At 68.0% G+C, this 20,222-nt stretch carries 19 protein-coding genes and 3 pseudogenes; 9 read left to right on the forward strand and 13 right to left on the reverse strand.

Annotated elements, in window-relative coordinates:
- Positions 1–223 precede the first annotated feature (223 nt).
- From OHT57_RS01380 to OHT57_RS01395, 4 genes are all read left to right on the forward strand, one after another.
- A complete protein-coding gene (locus tag OHT57_RS01380; RefSeq protein WP_328743953.1) occupies positions 224–1,531 on the forward strand; it encodes a sensor histidine kinase in 1,308 nt (435 codons plus the stop codon).
- Complete coding sequence (locus OHT57_RS01385) at positions 1,528–2,178, forward strand: response regulator transcription factor (RefSeq protein WP_328743954.1); 651 nt, start codon at positions 1,528–1,530, stop codon at positions 2,176–2,178. Before OHT57_RS01380 ends, OHT57_RS01385 begins: the two co-directional genes overlap by 4 nt.
- A 229-nt stretch (positions 2,179–2,407) precedes the next feature.
- Positions 2,408–3,175 carry an ABC transporter ATP-binding protein gene (locus tag OHT57_RS01390; protein ID WP_328743955.1) on the forward strand — a complete coding sequence of 256 codons (768 nt, stop codon included), beginning with the start codon at positions 2,408–2,410 and terminating at the stop codon, positions 3,173–3,175.
- Between the two features lie 112 nt (positions 3,176–3,287).
- On the forward strand, positions 3,288–5,819 hold the full coding sequence (locus OHT57_RS01395) for an ABC transporter permease (RefSeq protein ID WP_328743956.1): 2,532 nt from the start codon (positions 3,288–3,290) through the stop codon (positions 5,817–5,819).
- 117 nt (positions 5,820–5,936) lie between these two features.
- Here OHT57_RS01395 and OHT57_RS01400 read toward each other — a convergent pair.
- The 3 genes and pseudogenes from OHT57_RS01400 to OHT57_RS01410 all read right to left on the reverse strand — a co-directional run.
- A pseudogene (locus tag OHT57_RS01400) lies at positions 5,937–6,542 on the reverse strand (RNA-guided endonuclease InsQ/TnpB family protein); the annotation flags it as partial.
- Positions 6,458–6,778, reverse strand: a complete 321-nt coding sequence (locus OHT57_RS01405) for an AbfB domain-containing protein (protein WP_328743958.1) — start codon at positions 6,776–6,778, stop codon at positions 6,458–6,460. The pseudogene OHT57_RS01400 and the gene OHT57_RS01405, both read right to left, overlap by 85 nt.
- 3 nt (positions 6,779–6,781) lie before the next feature.
- Positions 6,782–7,597, reverse strand: coding sequence for a hypothetical protein (locus OHT57_RS01410; protein WP_328743959.1), 816 nt, complete (start codon positions 7,595–7,597; stop codon positions 6,782–6,784).
- A gap of 254 nt (positions 7,598–7,851) precedes the next feature.
- On the opposite strand from OHT57_RS01410, the gene OHT57_RS01415 reads away from it, so the two are divergent.
- Positions 7,852–8,583 carry a DUF7873 family protein gene (locus OHT57_RS01415; protein WP_201050557.1) on the forward strand — a complete coding sequence of 244 codons (732 nt, stop codon included), beginning with the start codon at positions 7,852–7,854 and terminating at the stop codon, positions 8,581–8,583.
- A gap of 446 nt (positions 8,584–9,029) precedes the next feature.
- Here OHT57_RS01415 and OHT57_RS01420 read toward each other — a convergent pair.
- Positions 9,030–9,248 (reverse strand): annotated as a pseudogene (locus OHT57_RS01420) (IS630 family transposase); the annotation flags it as partial.
- On the opposite strand from OHT57_RS01420, the gene OHT57_RS01425 reads away from it, so the two are divergent.
- Positions 9,190–9,546 (forward strand): hypothetical protein, encoded by a 357-nt coding sequence (locus tag OHT57_RS01425; RefSeq protein ID WP_328743961.1) that lies wholly within the window; start codon positions 9,190–9,192, stop codon positions 9,544–9,546. The pseudogene OHT57_RS01420 and the gene OHT57_RS01425 sit on opposite strands and share 59 nt — an antisense overlap.
- Positions 9,488–9,700, forward strand: coding sequence for a helix-turn-helix domain-containing protein (locus OHT57_RS01430; RefSeq protein ID WP_328743963.1), 213 nt, complete (start codon positions 9,488–9,490; stop codon positions 9,698–9,700). Before OHT57_RS01425 ends, OHT57_RS01430 begins: the two co-directional genes overlap by 59 nt.
- A 449-nt stretch (positions 9,701–10,149) precedes the next feature.
- On the opposite strand, the gene OHT57_RS01435 is transcribed toward OHT57_RS01430, so the two are convergent.
- The 3 genes and pseudogenes from OHT57_RS01435 to OHT57_RS01445 all read right to left on the reverse strand — a co-directional run bounded on the left by OHT57_RS01435 (position 10,150) and on the right by OHT57_RS01445 (position 12,402).
- The gene (locus tag OHT57_RS01435; protein ID WP_328743964.1) at positions 10,150–11,211 is read right to left on the reverse strand and encodes a hypothetical protein; all 1,062 of its coding nucleotides are present in this window, start codon (positions 11,209–11,211) and stop codon (positions 10,150–10,152) included.
- A gap of 368 nt (positions 11,212–11,579) precedes the next feature.
- Positions 11,580–11,812 (reverse strand): annotated as a pseudogene (locus OHT57_RS01440) (telomere-protecting terminal protein Tpg); the annotation flags it as partial.
- A gap of 257 nt (positions 11,813–12,069) precedes the next feature.
- Entirely contained in the window at positions 12,070–12,402 is a 333-nt protein-coding gene (locus OHT57_RS01445) for a PadR family transcriptional regulator (protein ID WP_328743965.1), read from the reverse strand.
- A gap of 263 nt (positions 12,403–12,665) precedes the next feature.
- Here OHT57_RS01445 and OHT57_RS01450 point away from each other — a divergent pair, with 263 nt between their 5' ends.
- The gene (locus OHT57_RS01450) at positions 12,666–12,914 is read left to right on the forward strand and encodes a hypothetical protein (RefSeq protein WP_328743966.1); all 249 of its coding nucleotides are present in this window, start codon (positions 12,666–12,668) and stop codon (positions 12,912–12,914) included.
- Positions 12,915–12,968: 54 nt separating this feature from the next.
- On the opposite strand, the gene OHT57_RS01455 is transcribed toward OHT57_RS01450, so the two are convergent.
- Together OHT57_RS01455 and OHT57_RS01460 are read right to left on the reverse strand one after the other, a co-directional pair.
- The gene (locus OHT57_RS01455) at positions 12,969–13,403 is read right to left on the reverse strand and encodes a contact-dependent growth inhibition system immunity protein (RefSeq protein WP_328743967.1); all 435 of its coding nucleotides are present in this window, start codon (positions 13,401–13,403) and stop codon (positions 12,969–12,971) included.
- A 200-nt stretch (positions 13,404–13,603) separates the two neighbouring features.
- The gene (locus OHT57_RS01460) at positions 13,604–14,065 is read right to left on the reverse strand and encodes a MarR family winged helix-turn-helix transcriptional regulator (protein WP_328743969.1); all 462 of its coding nucleotides are present in this window, start codon (positions 14,063–14,065) and stop codon (positions 13,604–13,606) included.
- Between the two features lie 64 nt (positions 14,066–14,129).
- Here OHT57_RS01460 and OHT57_RS01465 point away from each other — a divergent pair, with 64 nt between their 5' ends.
- Entirely contained in the window at positions 14,130–14,498 is a 369-nt protein-coding gene (locus OHT57_RS01465) for a VOC family protein (protein WP_328743970.1), read from the forward strand.
- An 88-nt stretch (positions 14,499–14,586) separates the two neighbouring features.
- On the opposite strand, the gene OHT57_RS01470 is transcribed toward OHT57_RS01465, so the two are convergent.
- The 4 genes from OHT57_RS01470 to murJ all read right to left on the reverse strand — a co-directional run bounded on the left by OHT57_RS01470 (position 14,587) and on the right by murJ (position 20,201).
- Positions 14,587–14,991, reverse strand: a complete 405-nt coding sequence (locus tag OHT57_RS01470) for a transposase (RefSeq protein ID WP_328743971.1) — start codon at positions 14,989–14,991, stop codon at positions 14,587–14,589.
- Between the two features lie 170 nt (positions 14,992–15,161).
- Entirely contained in the window at positions 15,162–16,280 is a 1,119-nt protein-coding gene (locus tag OHT57_RS01475; RefSeq protein ID WP_328743973.1) for a 3-oxoacyl-ACP synthase III family protein, read from the reverse strand.
- Positions 16,281–16,347: 67 nt separating this feature from the next.
- Positions 16,348–18,144, reverse strand: coding sequence for a thiamine pyrophosphate-binding protein (locus tag OHT57_RS01480; RefSeq protein WP_328743974.1), 1,797 nt, complete (start codon positions 18,142–18,144; stop codon positions 16,348–16,350).
- 368 nt (positions 18,145–18,512) lie between these two features.
- The gene (gene murJ / locus OHT57_RS01485; protein WP_328743976.1) at positions 18,513–20,201 is read right to left on the reverse strand and encodes a murein biosynthesis integral membrane protein MurJ; all 1,689 of its coding nucleotides are present in this window, start codon (positions 20,199–20,201) and stop codon (positions 18,513–18,515) included.
- Between the last annotated feature and the right edge of the window lie 21 nt (positions 20,202–20,222).

Here is a 20,222-nt window from a genome sequence, read left to right on the forward strand (position 1 = left end):
GCGAGGCGGCGGCGATGGCCTGTCGTGGCGCGAGCCGGCAGCTCGGCTTCGGCGTCCGGCTCGGCGCCGTGCGGTCTTGGGAACATGCGACCGGGGTCGGTTTGCCGCGGTCCTCGGTGAGTTGAAGTCCTGGCCCGGCGACCGCCTGGACCCGCGCCCGTGCTCACCGACCCGCGCGGGCGGTGGGCGGCGATCGCCACCGTAGGTGCGTAGGGTGGCGCGGGTGCGAATAGCTGTGTCCTCCGGCCGGCGTGCCGGTTACCGAAGTTGGCCGGGGCGGATCCTGATCTCGGCGCTGGCGCTGTTGTTCCTTTTCTTCGTCTATGGGGACGTGCGGGAACGGATCGTCTTCGACCCTGCCTTCGACAGGGAGGCCTTGGTCGGGGACTGGGTGCCGGTCTGCTCCGGGGCCCTGGTGGGGGCGATGGCCGTGCTGGCCGTGGTGCGCGATTCCCGATGGGTCACGCGGGCCGCGCTGGTGGCTTGCGCCGGCACCTTGGTGGCCACGGTGGCGTACCACCTGCTGCCGGTGAACATGGTGACCAGCGAGAGCAGCGGCAGCGAACTCATGGGCCTGCTGGTCCTCCTCACGGTGGCGGTGCGCCGCTGCACGCTCCGGTGGGCCCCGGTGGTCGTGGCGGCCTTGGCCATCAGTGTGTTCTCCGTCCCGGTGCTGCGGGACTCGGATCCCGGCGATTTCTCCGGCAGCACCATGCTGGCCCTGGCGCTGGCCCTGGCTCTGGCCTTCGTCTGCGGCCTGGTGCTGCGCCTCTACGACGGCCAACAGGAACGCACCGGACAACTGGTCCGGCAGGAGGAACGGCTCGCGCTCGCCCGCGACCTGCACGACACCGTGGCCCATCAGGTGACCGCGATCGTGGTGCAGGTGCAGGCCCTGCGCCATGTCACCGGCCGGGGCACCCCCGACCCGCGGATGCTGAACGAGATGCTCGAGGCCGTCGAGCACGCGGGCGGCGAGGCCCTGACGTCGATGCGGCGTCTGGTCGGTTCGATGCGCGGTGACGAGAGCCCGCGGCATCCGGAGAACCTGGGCGAGGTGCTGACCCGCATCGTGCACGAGGTACGGGCGACGGGACTGCCGGTCCGCCTCGACCTCGGGCAGGAGCTGCCGCAGGACGTCCCCACGGAGGTCACCGGCGGGCTGGGCCGCGTCCTGCAGGAAGCCCTGACCAACGCCCAGCGCCATGCGCGCGGTGCGCGGTCGGTGGACGTGTCCGCCCGGCTCGCGGCAGGCCACGCCGAACTGGTTGTCGAGGACGACGGACAAGGCTCTGCGTCCGGGCACCGCGGCAGCCTCGGGCGGCTCGGCGGCGGCTTCGGCATCATGGGCATGCGGGAGCGGATCGAGCTGCTCGGCGGTGCCTTCGAGGCGGGGCACCGGCCCGAAGGCGGGTGGCGTGTCCACGCCTCCGTACCGCTGCACCCTGACGGGGCTTCACGGAACGCCCGGGCACGCGGGCGGCACGCCGTGCGATCCGGGTTGCGGTTACGGGAGGGCAGGACGGCATGACCATACGCATCCTGGTCGCGGACGATCAGTATCTGGTGCGGGCCGGGTTCCGCATGGTGCTGTCGGCCGAGTCCGACATGGAGGTGGTGGCCGAGGCCGCCGACGGGGCCTCGGCCCTGTCGCTGGCCCGCGAGTTGAGGCCGGACGTGTGTCTCGTGGACATCCGGATGCCTCCGCCCGACGGTCTGGAGGTCACCCGCCGACTGGTCGGCGGCGGTCATCCCGGAGCGCCGAAGGTGGTCGTGGTCACCACCTTCGACCTCGACGAATATGTGTATACGGCGCTGTCCAACGGAGCGTCGGGCTTCCTCCTCAAGGACGCCGGTCCGGCGCTGCTGACCGAGGCCGTGCGGGCGGCCTTCCGCGGGGACGCCATGGTCGCCCCGCAGATCACCCTCCGTCTGCTGCAGCACTTCACCAAGGCGCGGCGACGCGGCGCGTCCGAGCCGGCCGAACCGCTGACCGGTCGCGAGGAGGAAGTCGTCCAGGGCATCGCCCGCGGACTGACCAACCCGGAGATCGCCGCCGAGCTGTACATCGCACCCAGCACCGTCAAGACCCATCTGGGGTCGGTCCAGGCGAAGCTGGGCCTGCGCAACAGGGTCGAGGTCGCGGCCTGGGCCTTCCGCTCGGGGCGTGCCGAATAGCGATCGCGCCGTAAGAGCGGTCCGGCCGCACCAGCGGTCCGGTCCCGCGGCCCTTGTGGTCGGGACGGCACAGCGGTCCCCCGTCGATCTCCCCCGATCGGGGGATGCGGTGCCGGATGTATGGGGGATCCGCCGACGGGTGGCCGGGCGGGAGGCTCATGGAGTCGCCATCAGCGGCGACACCCTCTGCCACGAGGGGCAATCCATCGAGCGTCCACCGAGGATCGGCATGCACGTAAACCTGCCCCCTTCCGCCCCCGGGAGCTACGCGGCCCACGCCACCGACCTGACGAAGGTCTACGGCACGGGGGACACCCGTGTGGTGGCCCTCGACGCGGTCACGGTCGGCTTCGTCCGGAGCCAGTTCACCGCGATCATGGGTCCCTCCGGATCGGGGAAGTCCACCCTGATGCACTGCATGGCCGGTCTCGACTCGCTGTCCTTCGGGTCGGTCCGCCTCGGCGACACGGAGATCGGTTCCCTGAACGACCGTCAGCTCACCCGGCTGCGCCGCGACCGACTCGGCTTCGTCTTCCAGGCGTTCAACCTGCTGCCCACCCTGAGTGCCGTGGAGAACATCACCCTCCCCATGGACATCGCGGGCCGCAAGCCGGAGCGGGAATGGCTGGAGAGCATCATCCAGATCGTCGGCCTGGCCGACCGGCTCGACCACCGGCCCGGCCAGCTCTCCGGCGGCCAGCAGCAGCGCGTCGCCGTCGCCCGCGCGCTGGCCGGGCGGCCCGACATCGTCTTCGCCGACGAGCCCACCGGCAACCTGGACTCCCGCAGCGGGGCCGAGATCCTCGAGTTCCTGCGCGGCTCCACGAGCGCGCTGGGCCAGACCGTCGTCATGGTCACCCACGACCCCGTCGCCGCCTCGTACGCGGACCGCGTCGTCTTCCTCGCCGACGGGCGCGTCGTCGACGAACTCCACGCGCCCACCGCCGAGGCCGTCCTGGAGCGCATGGGACGCCTGGCACCCGCGCACCAGGTCTGATTCTTACGCCACGCCTGACGTTCGCTCACCGCGCTCGACGCGTGCACGCCCCGCGCCTGACGCGCGTCCCGCTCTCCGAGCACCCCTCCCCCGGCACCCCGGAAGGCCGCCCGTGTTCCGCACCGCCTTGCGCAATGTCCTCGCGCACAAAGCCCGCCTGCTGATGACCATGCTCGCCGTTCTGCTCGGCGTCGCCTTCGTCGTGGGCACCCTCGTCTTCACCGACACCGTCGCCAACGCCTACAAGGAGCGGTACCTCACCACCCTGCGCGATGTCTCAGTTCAGGTCACACCGCCGTTCGACGAGGAATCCGGCGAGCCCGCAACCATGGGTGAGGACACGCTCCGGCGCCTGCAACGGCTGCCCGGCGTGGCGTCCGTGACCGGCTCCGTCGAAGGATTCGCCGCCGTGGCCGCGAAGGACGGCCACCCCCTCGGCGAGGGCAAGGTGGCCATGGCGGGCAACTACTTCCCCCAGGCCGACGGCAAGGACGAACGCCATCCGCTGACCACCGGACGCGCCCCCACCGGGCCCGACGAGGTGCTGGTGGACACCAGCACCGCCGACCAGGGCGGCTACAAGGTGGGCGACACCGTCCGGCTGGCCATCGACGGACCGGTGCTGCACAAGAAGCTCGTCGGCATCGTCCGCACCGACGACACCTCCGGCTCCGGCGGCACCTCGGTGTTCTTCGACAACGCCACCGCGCAGAAACTGCTTCTGAAGCCGGGTCAGTACGACGGCTTCTCCCTCAAGGCCGAGCGCGGCGCCTCCGAGCAGCGCCTCGCGGCCGAGGCGCGCGACCTGCTGCCCAAGGACTCCGACATCAGCACGGGGGCGCAGATGCGCGAGCAGCAGCGGGCCGAGGCCGCCGAGGGGGCGGACGGGCTCAGCCAGGTACTGCTCGTCTTCGCGGCCATCGCCCTGTTCGTCGGCATCTTCGTCATCGGCAACACCTTCACCATGCTGGTCACCCAGCGTTCGCAGGAGATGGCCCTGATGCGGGCCGTCGGCGCCGAACGCCGCCAGGTGACCCGTTCCGTCCTCATCGAGGCCGCCCTGCTGGGGCTGTGCGCAGGGGCCGCAGGGTTCCTCCTCGGTATCGGCGTGGCCATGAGCATGCGGCAACTGTTCGCGTCCACCGGATCCGGCGTCCCCGACGGGCCGTTGGTCGTCGCTCCGGGCACCGTGCTGGTCTCATTCCTGGTGGGCGTCGTCGTCACCACGCTCGCCGCCTATCTGCCGGCCCGCCGCGCCGCCGCCGTGCCTCCCGTGGCCGCCATGTCCGCGCTCCACACACCCCCGCCGGTCCGCAGCCTCCGCAGGCGCAACACCATCGGTGTCGCCCTGATCGTGCTCGGTGTGCTCGGCGTGGTCGCCGCGGCGTCCAGCGGCGACCAGGGCCGCACCATCGTCCTCTTCCCGTCCGCCCTGCTGCTCATCGGCCTCATCGTGGTGACCCCGGCGCTCTCCGGCCCGGCCATCGCCCTGGCCGGGCCCCTCCTGCGCCGCTTCGGTGTCCCGGGCACGCTGGCCCCCCGCAACGCCCGGCGCAATCCCCGGCGCACCGCCTCCACCGCCTCGGCCCTGATGATCGGGCTGTCCATGGTCACCGGCCTCACGGTGGTCGCGGTGTCCGCCACGGCATCACTGCGCCAGCGGGCCGAGAGCACCGTCACGGCCGACTTCGAGATCTCGTCGAGGAGAGGCGGCTCCCTGCCGGCGTCGGTCCATGACACCTTGGCGAAGTCCACGGCCGTGACCTCCTCGAGCCCGCAGCGCCTGAGCACCGTCCGGATCGGCGGCGACGAGGTGAACCTGACCGGTGTGGACACCCGGAGCATCGGCGACCTTCTCGACCCGAGCTTCGCATCGGGTTCGCTCGCGGCACTGGGCGCCGGAGGCGGCAAGAACCTGCTGATCGACACCTCGACGGCCGACGTCTACGGATGGACCATGGGCCGGCGCGTTGCGGTGGTCTACGGCGACGGCAGCCGGGGCACCCTGCGGATCGGAGGCATCTACCGCAACGACGAATTCCTCCCGGCCACCATGATGCCGCTCGCCACCCTCCAGCCCCATCTGAAGGAGGTCGAGGACACCTCGGTCCTGGTGCACACCAAGGACGGCGACGGCGAGACGGTACGGCGGTCCCTGCAGCGCGCCCTCGACCAGAACCCCCTCATCCGGCTTCGGAACACCGATGACCTGGCCGATTCCGCCGGCGGCGGGGACATCACCCTGCTCCTCAACATGCTGTACGGGCTGCTGGCCATGGCCGTGGTGATCGCCGTCCTGGGAGTCGTCAACACCCTCGCGATGTCCGTGTTCGAACGCACCCGTGAGATCGGGATGCTGCGCGCGGTGGGGCTCCAGCCCGAGCAGACCAAACGGATGATCCACCTGGAGTCCGTCCTCATCTCGCTGTTCGGGGCCCTTCTGGGCATCGGCGCGGGCATCTTCCTCGGCTGGGCCGCGGGCAGGATCGCCTCCGACGGCATCCAGGGGTACGAGATGGTCGTCCCCTGGGGCCGCATCGCCGTGGCCCTCGTGGGCGCCGCACTCGTCGGCGTGGTGGCGGGACTCTGGCCCGCCCGCCGGGCGGCCCGGCTGAACGTCCTCACCGCCCTCAAGGCGGACTGAAGCACACGCGGCACGACCTGGAACCCGGACGGCGGTCGGACGCAGTGCGGATGCCGTTGCTGGGAGCCTCAACACCCCTCAGCAATCCGGGCATTTCGGCCCGGATGGTCCCTCTCGTCACCAGAGCGTGAGGGCTTCGGCTTGAGTACGGTCTCCCGCTTCTGTCTGCCGCTGGTGCGGCAGGGTTGCGCCACCTGCCCGCCCCGTCCCCGTCTTGCGGCGGGGTCGGGTGGCGCGGGTCTTGTGGCCGGCTCCACGAGGCTTCGACACCTTGGCGGTGTCCTGGTCTCCGGCCACTCCGGTACCAGTCGTTATGGCTGCCGAGAGTGCGGCGAGGTTGACGGCGTTGCCGTCCCGGTCGATGACCAGGTGACAGGCATCGCATGCGTAGGTCCGGACGTGCAGCGGCAGTTCGGCTATCACCGCGCCGCATCCGGAACAGGTCTTCGAGGAGGGGTACCAGCGGTCGGCGGCCACGATGCGGCAGCCGTTGCGGCGGGTCTTGCACGTGAGCTGGCGGCGGATCTCCCCGAATCCGGCGTCGGCGATCCTTCGGGCCAGGCGCCGGTTGCGGAGCATTCCGGCGACGTTGAGGTCTTCGACCACGACCGTGCCGTACTCGGCCGTCACGGCGGTGGTCAGCTTGTGCAGGGCGTCGGCACGGAGGTTCGCGACCCGATGGTGGACCTTGTTGCAGGCGGCGTTGGCCTTTCCCCAGCGCTTCGACGCTTTCTGTCAGGTCCTGCGGTCGGGGCCCTGGCGGCGGGACACGGCACGGGAGGCCCGGCTTTGATCCCGAGGTCGACGCCGACCACGACACCGGGGCGGGCGACGCGGTGGGCGTCGGCTCTGCCGGTCGCGGTGAAGATCGGGTCGATGCGCAGCGTGTAGGCGAAGGACCGGATGCAGCGGTCCGGGTAGTTGTGGGAGCGGAACGACGACCAGGACGGGGCTGCCATTACTCAAGGACGCGATCCAGTATCCCTAGTCCTTCCCCACGTCTGCCGCTCGCCGTAGGAGAGAAGCCCGGGGGACTCCAGATCGAGTCTCCCGGAACGCTTCACCAGGACTTCTTGATGCCCATTCAATTCCCCTGTCACCAGATCCGGAAGCAAAGTAAACTGAGCCCCCTGGCTATCTACTGGCGCAGAAATGCCGAAAACCGCACGTCCGGATCCATCTGATGTCCTTCCCATAAGGATTAGGCCATCCACCCCTGCCAGCACACGCAAAATAGCGGTACGGAGCGACGCCCCCACAATCCCCAGATCATAATAGATATCTTTCACGGCCATGAGCTGCCTCTGCGCGCTTCCATCAGTCACGGAAATCAGCTGCCGAGAAAGGATTTCGGGATCGTCAGATAACGGCATGACGCCTTCCCAAACGTCCTGGAGCGTGCTGAACTCTCCAGCATGAACCCGTCGATCAACGATCTGCACATCGTGTTCCGCGCCTGCTTCCCACGGCCGGGGTGCACCAGCTGAGACAAACCCGGGAGGGTAATTTCTTCGCAGAATACGCCCCGATCCGTCCGATCTACGCCAACGCTCTATCTGAGTGGGGTGCCAGGCACTTTCAACCCTTCCACCGATCACTTGAGTCGTCAAATTTAATCCAATATCCCTAGTGTATACATACGGGCCATCGACGGTTGAAGCATGAAGCCCCGGGACAGCCTCAGCAACACCCGTCAAAAATTCAACTATGCTGATTTTGATTTGCTCAAACAACAACATCAACTCACCATCCCATTCCGAATACCGATATTCTTTCACAGAATGTTTTTCCTGCCAGCTCCTCAAGCAGAGTTGCTGCGGGACGGTGCCGAGTGCCTCCGCCGGCTGCAGGAGCCGTGGTCCTCCGCCTTGCTATGCACCGCACGGGCCGCCGGCCGGGCGGCCTCCTTACGGTTGGTGACCTTCGCGCCCCGGTCATGGCTCACACTCGCCGCCCCTCCCCCTCAGGCGAAGAAGACGGAGCAGGCGTTTAATCGGATGTGCGTGCGGCGCGGGGTTGCTAGGTTCGCCGTGTGGCGAAGCTGAATCAGATCATCGCAGTCGAAAAGGGCGTCAAGTCCAAGGCCCTCCAGGAGCTCACCCAGGCTCACCAGGACGTGCAGAAGCCCGCCCTGCTGGCCGGCATCTCCCGGACCTACCAGCCCAAGGACGAGGAGGGCGAGCAGTTGCCGCCCGAGTCCACGCGGGTGCAGATCAAGGCCGAGGATGCTCTGCGGGCGACCGCCGGGACGCTGACGCGGCTCTTCGACGTGACCGCGACGAAGGACTGGGCGAACCGGTCTGCGGTCGCGGACGTGGTGGTCGACGGTACGGTGCTGTTGCCCCAGGTGCCCGTCCCCTACCTGTTGTTCCTGGAGAAGCAACTCACCGACCTGCACACCTTCGTGCGCAAGTTGCCAGTGCTCGACGCCTCCGAGTCTTGGAACCTGGACCCCTCGACGGACTCGTGGAAGACGGACCCGGTGCGGACCATCCGCACAAAGAAGGTTCCGCGCAACCACGTGAAGGCCGAGGCCACGGAGAAGCACCCGGCGCAGGTCGAGGTGTACTACGAGGACGTCCCGGTCGGTTACTGGACCACGGTGAAGTTCTCCGGCGCGCTGCCCGCCCGGCGGGTCAACGAGCTCCTCGACCGCGTTGAGAAGCTCCAGCAGTCCGTCAAGTTCGCCCGCGAGGAGGCGAACAACACCGAGGTCACCGACCAGCGGGTCGGCGACGCGGTATTCGGCTACCTGTTCCGGTAGCCTCCACACACGCCCTCCGTCGCGAGCGGAGGGTGCGCGATGAGCGCAAGCTGAAACTGATGTTGAAGCTGATGAAGGGGTGTCAGTTGGGGGTTCGAATCCCTCTCCCCGCACCACGTGCGGGGGTGGCCCAAGCCTGGCAGAGGCGGCCCCATGAAACTCAGATTCTCGCTCCAGTCTCAGTATTCGCCGCCGAACACCGGATCGACCGAGCGTGGGCGAACATCGACGGATAGGGGTTCAAGTCCCCTCGGCGCCTCTCTCGTGGCGCTGTAGTTCAAAGGCAGAACACGTCGATCTCAACATGACCCGCGGTTCTTAAACGCCGTCGGTGTGCGCAAATGGGTGGCAAGCTGGAGCCCGGGAGCTGGACATGCTCCCGGGCTCCGTCACGTTCCGGCCCGCAGCTTGGTCCTGTGAGCGGGAAGGTTCACCGGGTTTAGTGGTCAGGCCGCGGTGGACAGGGGTCTGCCGCCCCAGCGGATGCCTCTTTCGCTGCGGATGCGGGCGCGTTCGCGTCGTTGGGCCGCGAGGACGTCGGAGTGACGGGCGTTCTTGCTGCTCCAGCGCAGGTAGGCATGCAGGACCCGTGTCTGGACGGTGTGGTTGGGACTGACCGGGCTGGGCATCAGCAACCTCGCCTCGGCCGAGCGGGCCCAACTGCTGTCCACCGCCGGCATCTACAACGACACCGGCACCCGCGAGTCGGTCACCGACTCGGTCGCCGGCACCTTCACCGCCCGCTACGACGCCGACGGTGGCCTGGCCACCCAGACCCTGCCCGGCGGCTACACCCAAAGCGACGAACAGGACACCACCGGCTCAGCCACCGCCCGCACCGACACCCGCATCATGGACGGCACCGTCCTCGCGGCCGACTCCGTCAGCGAGAACCCTGGACGGGTTGGAGACCGTCACTGCCAAGGGCCGGTTCGGCGGGCGCCCCCGCGACGTCGACGATGATGTCCTGGCCGTCGCGCAGTCCCACCTGCGCCGTACCGAGCCCCAGTCCGTCGCGGCCATCGCCCGCGATCTCGGAGTGGGCCGCTCGACGCTGTACCGGGCACTGGCCCACACCGAGGCCGAGGCGGCCCAGAGGCAGGAGGGAACACAGTGATCACCCCCGGCGACATCAACGAGGACGTCGGCGCTTCAACGTCGTCCCAACGCGACGTCGAGCAGAGCGCCGACCAGCTCTCCCGGACGTATGACTTCCTGTCCCTGCCGGAGCTCGCGGCCGCCGACACGGACCGGGCCCAGACCTTTGGGACGCCGCTCACGACCTGCGCAGATGGCTGCTGCACCTTCCGGGGGAGGAGGAGACAGTGGCGTTCCAGCGGGGTTGGGACCAGAGCATGCGCCGTGCAAAGAGACGGATCACCGACCTTGGAGCCTCCTGACCAGCCGGCGGCACGACGACGATCCGATGGCTCCCGGAACCGCGGACTCTGCATCTACAGACCGAGCCGAGCGCCGGCCTCGTGCTCGCTCGGCAGGCACCTGCTGATCAACCGTCAGCCGACCCGCCCGACCAGCATGCCGAGCCCTCCATCTCGGACCGAGTCATCACCGCAATGAAGTGGGCTGCGGTGGCTCAGCGACGCCGTCACGCATGATCTTGTCCACCACCGCCTTCTCGGGCCGGCGAAGCTCGTCGGCGATACGGGTCAAGCCGGGCTCATCGAGAGTGATCGCCTCCTGGCACCTTGGCGCGGCGCTCAACCTGGCCACCCGCGAAGCATTGAGAGAATCTTGGGTGGCATCACCGCCCCGTTGTTCACGCAGACGTGCCGCTTGACGGGCGAGTTTCTCCCAGAAGTCCTGCTGGGGGGATCGGGCGGATCGCCTCGGGGCGAGTGTCTTCGTCTCGATTACCATGCGATGCGCTTCCACACAGACCGGGCGAGCAAGGTCCTGGTCGTTCAGCGCGGCGACGGCGGCCTCGCTGGACGCCGTACGGGCTGCAGCGTCGTCCGCCTCCAACAGCGCGCACCAAATGGCCGGGAGCGTGAGCCAGAGCAGCAGACGCGCTGTCGCGGACATGGCAGCCCTCGGGATTACCAGCACCCACTCGCTGAACTTGCCCCGGATGTTGAAGTTCCGTGCTCCGGTCGCCACATGGTCCGCACCGAAGGCGAGAGGATTGGCATTCCAGGAGATGTACGCGGTGTCGTTGGTTCGCATGGTCCCCGACCCGGCAGCCAGTGACTCGAGGGCCATGGCGACGAACGCACCGGAACGGGCGTTGCGAGGAGCCGCATAGGCCAGCGCATGGGCTACGGCGGCAACGCGCTGCTGGGGCGGGTAGGCGGCCCACAGCGGGAGACCGACAACTAGGCACCGCTTCCGGGAGAACCCGTAGTGGGTGACGGTGACCGAGAACTCCGCAGCGAGCTGGACCGTCTCGGGAGGCCGCACTCCACACGTGTCGGCTATGCCGGCCAACAAGTCGAACAATGCCGGGGCGTCTGCCTCTCGCAGCGTCGGCAGGTCGGGATTCAGCCGCCCGATCCGCGGACGCAGAGCAAGAGCCAGGCCCACAAGCGCCAGGCCCATCATGGGCTGAACAACCATGCTCCACCCGAAAACAATCAGCAACACCCCGCCGATGAACAGCGCGGCCGTCATGAGATGGACCATGCCGGCGACGACGTACGCGGCTGCCGTCCTGACTCTCACGTGCATAGCGCTCACTGGCAGACCTCGGCGGTCACGTTCCACGAGTCCCCCTTGCGGTGAGCAGCCGGTGCCGCTCGAACACGTGGTGATCCGACCATCGCGGCAGAGACCCCAGCAAGCGGTCTGAGCAACATCTGAGCCTCCCCAGCCAATTGAGCGCAGGGCCAAGCCCGGGAAGGGTGGGACAGAGGCGGGTCTCCTCGCCCACCGCGTTGTGACGATGGCTGATGCCCGCACGCACCGAGGCGGTCTTCCCGGGACGGGATGGAGTGAGGCTTCCGGCTGGTCCGGGCTCGCAGCCTGTACGGGGCGCGTTGCTACAGGTCCAACTCGAGGTGCTCGATGTCGGTGAAGCAGACCTCGTCCAGGCTTCCAGGACGGCGGCGGCCGCCGCCGTCCTGGAAGTACACCTCCCTGAGCGCTTCGGCGGCGAACTCCTGGTCGCTGGCGCCGGCTTCCTGTGCGTCGAAGTGACGGGCGGCAGGGCGACGGCCAGGTGGCGGATCCGGTCCTGGTCCGCCTTCGGTGCTGGCTCTCCCCTGCGCCGGCGGTGATGCTGCCATCAGCCGGGCAGAGGTGACCTGGGCCGTCGCCGACGCGCTGCAACGTGAGGCCTTCAGAGAGACGCTGGTCGCGACCTATGTGTGAGGCAAAGGCAAGCGCGCCATCCCCGGTGGCAGCGGACCGGCCACCCTGTACAAGATCCTCACCGCCGGTGGCCTGGACGTGACACCGGCCACCGCGGTCACCACGACAAGGTCTTGTCATGCCGCTGGCGCTGCTGGGGCGCTCACCGGCGCCGGGTCTTCATGACACTCCCCCATCGGCTATCGGGCGTGCGGCAGCCCATCCCGGAAGAGGCTGATTGCGGGCGCGGTAGGCATGCGCGAGGGCACTGCGCGCCTGTTCAGCGCCGTCTTTTGTGATCCGGTAGAAGCGGCGGCGCGGACGGCCGGCTTCCTCGTGTACGGCGGGATCTTCCCAGGTACTGTCCACCCAGCCGACGTGTTCCAGGCGCGCCAGGATCGGATAGATCGTGCCCGACGGCAGCCCCGCCAGCTCGCACAGCTCCAGGCCGTAGCGCTGTTTGGCGGGGTCTTCCAGCAAAGCCCGCAGCACCAGTTGGGTCTGCAGGGTCATACGCAACTTCCCCATACCCTTATTCTACATAGCCCATATACAGCCTATATAGAGGAAATGATGCCACGTTGGTGCACCAGCGCCACCATGCTTACGGGTCACGGCGCCCGCCTGCATCACGCGACCACCGGGCGCGCCGCGCCGGATTCGAGCCATCAGCGGCGGTCCGCGCCTGCACCAAAGGCAGCGGGCTCCTGGGAGTCCTGCTGATCTAACGGGCCCCGCACGAGCCCCAGATCCTGCGCACACTGCTATCCGACGAGATGTGGGACCAGCGGGTCCGTGTCGGAGGCTTCGTACCGGTCCTCGGGATGGACGCCGAGGCCGCGATCGCCATCAACGTCGTCCAGCACCTCCTCACCCCCGGACGGGCCGAGAGCCTGGCGCACTACCAAACCCTCATGGAGACGCTGCTGGCCGAGCCCGCGGATCGGCAGTCTCACGCAGGAGCCCGAGGACGGTGGGCCCAGTGGAAGCAGGTCGCCACGAACTTCCTGCGGGTGCGAACCTGACGGCAACGCCCGGTCAACACTGCCAAGCAAGCGCCTCACCCGCGGCTTCATCGGTCAGCGCCGGAACTCAGGCCGAGCTACGAAGCGGGCGAGCTCCTCGGCGGCGCCGCCGGGCAGGCTGGCGACTACTGTCTCCGACAAAGCCGTGATTACAGTGCGCAACCGCGCGCCGAGATCCGGGAACAGGAACCAGGCCGAAGCGGGGACTCTCACAGTGGCCAGCAGCAGGTCGCCCTCGTAGAAGCAGGCGTCAAGCAGCGGCTTTTCAAGCAGCAAGTGCACTGCGAGCGGAAGGACGTACTCCATCGCCACCTGCTGGGAGATAAGGGTGCGCAGATCCGCCGGACCGAGTTCGCCCAGGGGAACACGCCGCAACTCATGCACCTTGCGGACCAAATGAGTCGCGTCAGAGACAGGAGGCGCCCACCGGGGCGGGTCCAGCTCATCGAGGGTGTGATAAAGGTGCAGCCGGTGGTCCACAGGATTCATTGTCGGAATTTCTGACTAAGGTCGCCAGGGCGCGTCTCAGAAGTGGATCAAGGTGTTGAGTGATGGCCGGCCACGGTCCAGAGCTGCGATCACTGGCCTGACGCCGAGCTGAGGAGGCGGGCGAATTGGCCGCCGTGGTGCTCGTTCACGGCCTGTATCACCGGCCCAGGGACACGGCAAAGTCGTTAATTCCGGAGCAGTTACGTCGCCGATGCGGGCGGTTCGGTCAATGAGGCGATGCACGTAGTGAGCAGGCGCCGCATCTGATCTTGTCCGTTGGCATCCAGATTGGCCAGCATGTCTTGCTCGACGCGGCGAACCGCGGCGCTGGCCATCTCTAGCTGGCGGCGCCCGCGGGCAGTCAGCTCGGTGGGCAGGGCCCTGCCCACGGGCGCCCGCGCTGGGCGGATGACGAGTCCCTGGCGCTCGAGGGCCTGCAGGAGCACATTCATCGACTGCCGGGTGACGAAGGCGCCGCGGGCAAGCTCGGAGTTCGACAGACCCGGTCGCTGGGCGAGCAGCTCCAGGCAGGAGTAGTGGGTGATCGTCATGCCAAGCGGACTCAGCACGGCCTCCAGGGCGGAGTGCAGAGCGCTCGCGGCCGCCTTCAGCATGTACCCCAGCGATGTGTCCAGCTCGATTCCGGGCTCGCCTTGACTCATGTCAGCAGTCTGACATAAATTCCGGCATGTCAGAAGACTGACATACCATGAGGAGGTAAGAATCGTGGCCGTTACCGGACCCGACTTCATTTCACTGCAGGTGCGCGACCTGGAGCGCTCTGCCGTTTTCTACGAGCAGTACCTGGGACTGAAGCGCTCTGACGCAGGACCGCCGCACGCTGTCGTGTTCGACACCAAGCCGATCGCGTTCGCTGTCCGCGACGTCGTCGCGGACGTCGACCTGGACGCGATCACGCAGCCGGGCCAGGGGATGGCGCTGTGGCTGCACGCCCCCGACGCGCAGGACATCCACGACGCCCTCGCCGCCGCCGGCACGACGATCGTCTCAGCGCCCGTCGATGGGCCGTTCGGCCGCACCTTCACGTTCGCGGACCCCGACGGCTACCAGGTGACCCTCCACGACCGCGGCTGAGCAGGGCGGCCTGGTCTCCGGCGCGGCAGGCGCCCTGAGCGGGCTTCTCACAACGGCAGGCCAGCCGCCAGGGACACGGCAAAGCCGCTCATGCAGTTTGAAGCAGCTTTAGCGTTCGCTGCGGGTCGCGGGCGTGGTGGCGGTTAGCGGCGGCGATGTTGGCCTCGCCGTCCAAGCGCAGCAGGCTGATGACCAGGCTCCGCAGCGAGGCCATTACACGGGGCGCGTTTCCTGTCCTGACCAGCGATTTACCCTCCTGATAAGTCACGTCGCGGACCCAGTGAAGCCGGTTTTCTATCTCCCAGTGGCCGCGGACCCAGGCCGCCAGGGTGGCGGGATCGGCGCTGCGGTCGCTGGTAATGAGGCAGTTATGACACCGCAGGTCACGGCCTAACTTCATGACTTTGCCGGGCCCCTGATCACCGACCCGAGCACTTTGCCCTGGTGGCAGATCGCTCGTCGGCAGCTGGGCGGACCAGCTGCTGTTCCACACGATCGCCTTCGCTGGTGCCCGGAGCCCGGGCTGCCAACGGGCCTGCCTCCCGAACGACTTCCCGCCGCACCAAGGTGTCTTCGGCTATCTCGCCAGGCGGCGGAAGGACGATGTCCTCCCCCGGTTCAACGGGACGATCACCCACTCTCAGCCCCAGGAACACGGCCAGTTCAGCCTGATACAGGGTGGGGGCCGAGGGCGACGTCCTCACCCCACACCAGGACGGCCGCTCCGGCCGTGGACACCGAGCCGATCCCGAACAGGACGACGACATCGCCCGCCTTGATCCTGCCCGTGCTGGCCGCTTCGAACAGGTTGGCGGTCGTCAGGACCGGGCCGACGTTCGCATAGGTGCCGAAGGTGCTGACGGTCTTCGCCGGATCGACACCCAATGCCCTGGCGCAGAACGCGGCGAACCAGGCGACCGGCGTGTTGACGACGAGGAAGTCGACGTCGTCGATCGTGTACCCGGCCTTGTCGAGCGCGCCGCGCACGCAGGTCGTGAGCTGTTGCTCGGCGCTGTCCCGCATGATCCTGCCCGCGGCGGTGTTCTCCATCCGCATCCTGATCCTCGGCGTCCGAATGGTGTCGTCGGCCTCCACCTCGTCGACCTCCATCAGGAATTCCGCAACGCCGCATGTCTCCTGCGTGCCGATCACCTTCGACGAGATGATCCCCCGACCGGTCGGACAGCGCTCGATGAGCAGCGCGCCGCACCCGTCGCCCAGGAACCATGACAGGGTGCTGCTCGGGTCGACGTTTCTGGACGACGTGATCGACGTGATGAGGGCGATCCGCTCATAGTCGCCGGCCCGCACCAGCGCCGCGGCGGTCTGCAGGCCGACCAGCACGGAGTTGCACGCGGACTCGAAGTTCCACGCGGGCACGCGGAGTCCAAGCCGCGCGGTCAGGTGGGCGGCGTTCTGCGGTCCGAGGGTGTCGGGCAGCCACGAGTTGACCATGACCGCGTCCAGTTCGCCGGGGTCGATACCCCGGGCGCGGCAGAGCCCCAGCAGTGCCCTCTGCTCCAGATCGATGGCTGTCTCTTCCGCCGCGATCACCCGCCGTTCCCGTGCGCCGCGGAACGTATCGGACAGGTACGGCCTGCGCTCGATGTCAAAAGCGTTGTCCGTCTCGGTCCCGTCACTGGAGGCGACCACACGGAGATAGGTCCCGTCGTCCTTGTTGGCCACCAGTTCGGGGTGGTTCCGCTCCCAGAATTCGTTGCGTCGAACGTGGGTCGGAAACTCCAGGGCGATCGCCGATATACCGGCTCCGATGCTGGTCAAGGACGTACTCCTTACTCAGTGCAGACTGGGGCGGATGGGCGGGGCGTATCGATGGCTCAGTTCGTGGTCAGCGAGGCGCTCGGAAGGAAAGACCGACTGATTCGTTGCGGTCCCGGAAGGGGCCCGGCTCGTCGCGATCGATGCTCACGCAGATCACCTGCGGGCCCGGATCCTGCTCAGCGGCGCGTCTCGCCTGGTCAAGCGCGATCGGGATCTGGTCGGGGACGCCGACGCGCCAGGCTCGCGCACCTAGGCTCTCGGCCAGCCCGACCAGGTTCGGGCCGCCCAGCCCGAAGTCCTCGTCGGTGGTGCGCATCGTGTCGGGGAACGAATGGTCCATGCCTTGTCGCACCATGTTGAAGGCGTTGTCGTCGAGCACCACCCAGATCGCCCCGACCCTCAGCCGGGCCGCGGTGGCGATCTCCGTGGCGTTCATCAGGAACCCGCCGTCACCGGTGATCGTGACACAGGTCGCCTCCGGCCGGGCGAGCTTGGCGCCGATCACAGCGGCGCTGGCCCAGCCCATGCTCGCCATCCCCAGCGGGCAGTGCACCTGCGACGGCGGATCGACCGCCACCCGCTGCGTGAACCACCCGGTGCTGTTCCCTATGTCGACGAACACCAGCGCCTCCGGGATACCCGCCGTCCACCGCTGGAGGTGGTGCATCAGGGCCTGCGGTGTGACCGGCACACCACCGAGTTCGGCGACCGATGCCTCGGCGACGACATCCGGCAGGTCCTCGAGCGCATCACGTCGACGGCGCAACGGCTCCTGGTGGGGCCGGTGGGCGGCTGACTCGTCCGCCTCCGCCAGCATGGCACGCAGGAACTCCCCCGCGTCGGCATGCACTGCATGGTCCACCGGATAGGCACGGCCGATCTTCGCCGGGTCTACGTCGACCTGCACCAGCGCCCGTGTTCCCCGCAGCGCGGGAGACCAATTGGCGCTCGCCCATTCCCCGAGGCCACTGCCGACCACTACGACCACGTCAGGAGGGTTCCGTGTCAGGTAGACGTGTGCTCGGCGGGAACCACCGACCCCCATCACACCCAGGGCCTGCGGATGAGTCTCGGGAAAAAGTCCTTTGCCCTTCATCGTGGTCGCGGTCGGAACGGCGAACCGCTCAGCGAACCCAGCGAGCGCCTTGCCCAGGCCCGGATCGGATCTGAGGGCTTCGCGTGCCCCGTTTCCCAGCACCAGCATGGGGCGTTCGGCGGCCAGCAGCGCCCGCACGATCTCGACGACTCCGCCGAGGAGGATCGTTTCGGACGGCAACAACGGTTTCCCACCGAACTCCCCGGAATCGACATCCTCGGTGAACAGGTCGACGGGAACGCTCAGGTGCGCGGCTCCGCGAGGGGCGGTCAACGCGTGACGCACAGCGTTGTCGACCAGTTGCGGGGCGGAGTGGGAATTGCCGATCTCTCTGCTGTACTTGACGCACCGCCCCAACGCACCGACCACGTCCACCCCGTCCTCGGCCCCCTCCTGGAAGCCTCCGCGCCCGTGATGACTTCGGGCCACCGCGCCGCTGATCAGGAGTACCGGTGAACCGTCTGCCTGGGCAACCGCCAGGTGGGGTAGGGCGTTCAACGCTCCGGGCCCGCTGGTCACCATGGCGACACCCAGCCTGCCGGTCGCGCGCGCGTAGCCGTCCGCCATGGCCACTGCACCCGACTCGTGCCGCGCTACAACGAGCCGCAGGTCCACGTCGGTGAGGGTTCGATCCAGCAATGGGCCAATGGCACTTCCGGGGACACAGAACAACGTGTCAACGCTGCTCTGTTTCAACACCCGGAGCAAGTAGTCGGAAAACAACCTTTTGCCGCTTCCGGCCAGATGGAAGCCAACCTCGGAAAGCATGGCGTAACACCAACTCTTCCATTCGGACAGCCCGGATCAGCACTGTTCCACAGGGGCACCGCCGTTTCAAGATCTTGAAGTGGCTGTGATCCCCTTGGCTTGACGTGGTCTCTCTCCACTTCGGAGGCAGGAAGTGCCCGGGGTGGTGCGGCGCCCGGCCCCGCAAGGCCGGGCGGGACGGGTCAGGCCGGCAGAGCGGGGAGCTCATCATCACGGGAGGGGGCGGTTGTGGGGCTGACTGTCGACACCGAGACGGACACCTACGAGCAGGCGATCGCCGCTGTCCAAGCCGCCTACGGGCTGCGCCCGGACGTCCCGGTCGCCTGGCCGGACACACCGGCCCCGGACCCGCGCCCCGGTTCGGACGCTCACCCCAGGCCCGGCAGGCTCCGCAGCTCGCTGATCTTCAGGATTCGTGCGAGCAGCACGAACACCAGGAGCATCGTGAGGCCTCCTGCGGCGAGGCCCAGAGCGGGTGCCCAGGTGGTCGAGGTGACGGTGCTGGAGCATGAGCGGGCCACGGACCAACCCAGCGTTCCCGCCGCGAGAGCAGAGGCCGTCAGCTTGCCGTAGGTGCGGCACAGTCGCTTGCCGTCCAGCCGGCCTTCGAGGCGTCGTCGCAACAGCATCGCGGTGATGAGCAGGCCGATGGCGTACGAGGCGGCGTAGGCGCCGGCCAGGCCAGTGACGGCCCAGCGCGGAGGCATCAGCAGATGGCAGACCGTGGCCAGGGCGATGTTTGCCGTACTGATCCACACGGCCATCCAGAACGGGGTGCGGGTGTCCTCGAAGGCGTAGAAGCCGCGCAGCAGCATGTACTGCGCCGAGAAGGGGATCAGCCCGAGTCCGAAAGCCTGGAGCATCTGGCCCAGCGGCACGATGGATGCCGGATGGGCTGCTCCGTGAGCGAAGACCACCTGCGCCATTTGCGGGCCGAGGGCGACGAAGAAGAAAGCGGCGGGAACGATGACGACGCCGCTGATCCGCAGGGCTCGGGAGAGGTCACCGCGCATGTCGTCGAGGCGGTGTTCGGCAACGGCCCGGCTCATTCGCGGCAGCAGGGCGGTGACCAGCGAGACGGTGATGACGGACTGCGGCAGCGACCAGATGGTCTGCGCGTAGGTGTAGGCGGAAAAGCCCACGCCGCCATTGGGCAGTGCCGTGTCTGCGGCGGAGGCATAGCGGGTCACCACCGTGCTGGCTACGAGGTTGGTGAGGACGAACAGCAGGGTCCAACGGGCCGCGCTGATGCTCTTGCCGAGCCCGGTGCCGCGCCAGTCGAAACGTGGGCGGAAGCGGAAGCCGGCAGCCCTGGCGAAGGGAATCAGGGCGAGCGCCTGGATCGCCAGGGCGAGTGTGGTGCCCGCGCCGAGCAGCGTGACCTGGGCCTGGGAGATGTCCTGGACGGAGTCCGGAACGGTCATCATGCCGAGGTACACACCGAACATGGAGATCAGGACGACGTTGTTGAGGACAGGGGTCCACATCATCGCGCCGAACTTGTTGCGGGCGTTGAGCACTTGGCCCAGGATGCTGAACAGTCCGTAGAAGAAGATCTGCGGGAGCAGGAACCGCGCGAAGACCACCGTCAGCTGAAACGCTTCGTGGTTGGCCGGTGAGTCGCTCTGATAGAGGCTGATGATCTGCGGCGCCGCCCAGACAGCCAGCAGCGTGCCGATTCCCAGCACCGACATCGTGAGGGTGACCAGACGCTGCTCGAAGGCCCGTCCGCCATCGGGCTGCTCCATCCTGGCCCTCACCAGCTGCGGAACCAGTACGGAGTTCAGCGCACCGCCGATGAGCAGGAAGTACAGGCTCGCCGGCACCACGTTGGCCTGGTTGTACGTCGTAGCGAGCAGTCCCGTCCCGAGTGCCCCGGCCTGTAGGACTGTTCTCAGCAGGCCCGTTGCCCGGGACACCACCGTCCCCGCTGCCATCAGCATGGACGAGCGCATCAGCCCGCCCTTTGCCGCGCCGGACTTCGCGGCGGCATGCCGCCCTCGCTTCTGCTTCCCCGGTAACCGCGTTCTCGCCGCGCCCGGCGTCCCCTCCACCATGCGCCCAATCTACGGCGTACA

The organism is Streptomyces sp. NBC_00285, assembly GCF_036174265.1.
Lineage (GTDB): Bacteria > Actinomycetota > Actinomycetes > Streptomycetales > Streptomycetaceae > Streptomyces.

What these genes read in the sequence shown, in the direction of transcription:
- OHT57_RS01455 (WP_328743967.1), bottom strand. Translation starts at nt 13,403, where the DNA reads ATGAATCCTGTGGACCACCGGCTGCACCTTTATCACACCCTCGATGAG.
- OHT57_RS01405 (WP_328743958.1), bottom strand. Translation starts at nt 6,778, where the DNA reads ATGGCAGCCCCGTCCTGGTCGTCGTTCCGCTCCCACAACTACCCGGAC.
- OHT57_RS01480 (WP_328743974.1), bottom strand. Translation starts at nt 18,144, where the DNA reads ATGCTTTCCGAGGTTGGCTTCCATCTGGCCGGAAGCGGCAAAAGGTTG.
- OHT57_RS01385 (WP_328743954.1), top strand. Translation starts at nt 1,528, where the DNA reads ATGACCATACGCATCCTGGTCGCGGACGATCAGTATCTGGTGCGGGCC.
- OHT57_RS01460 (WP_328743969.1), bottom strand. Translation starts at nt 14,065, where the DNA reads ATGAGTCAAGGCGAGCCCGGAATCGAGCTGGACACATCGCTGGGGTAC.
- OHT57_RS01435 (WP_328743964.1), bottom strand. Translation starts at nt 11,211, where the DNA reads ATGACGGCCGCGCTGTTCATCGGCGGGGTGTTGCTGATTGTTTTCGGG.
- murJ (WP_328743976.1), bottom strand. Translation starts at nt 20,201, where the DNA reads ATGGTGGAGGGGACGCCGGGCGCGGCGAGAACGCGGTTACCGGGGAAG.
- OHT57_RS01445 (WP_328743965.1), bottom strand. Translation starts at nt 12,402, where the DNA reads ATGACCCTGCAGACCCAACTGGTGCTGCGGGCTTTGCTGGAAGACCCC.
- OHT57_RS01450 (WP_328743966.1), top strand. Translation starts at nt 12,666, where the DNA reads ATGTGGGACCAGCGGGTCCGTGTCGGAGGCTTCGTACCGGTCCTCGGG.
- OHT57_RS01390 (WP_328743955.1), top strand. Translation starts at nt 2,408, where the DNA reads ATGCACGTAAACCTGCCCCCTTCCGCCCCCGGGAGCTACGCGGCCCAC.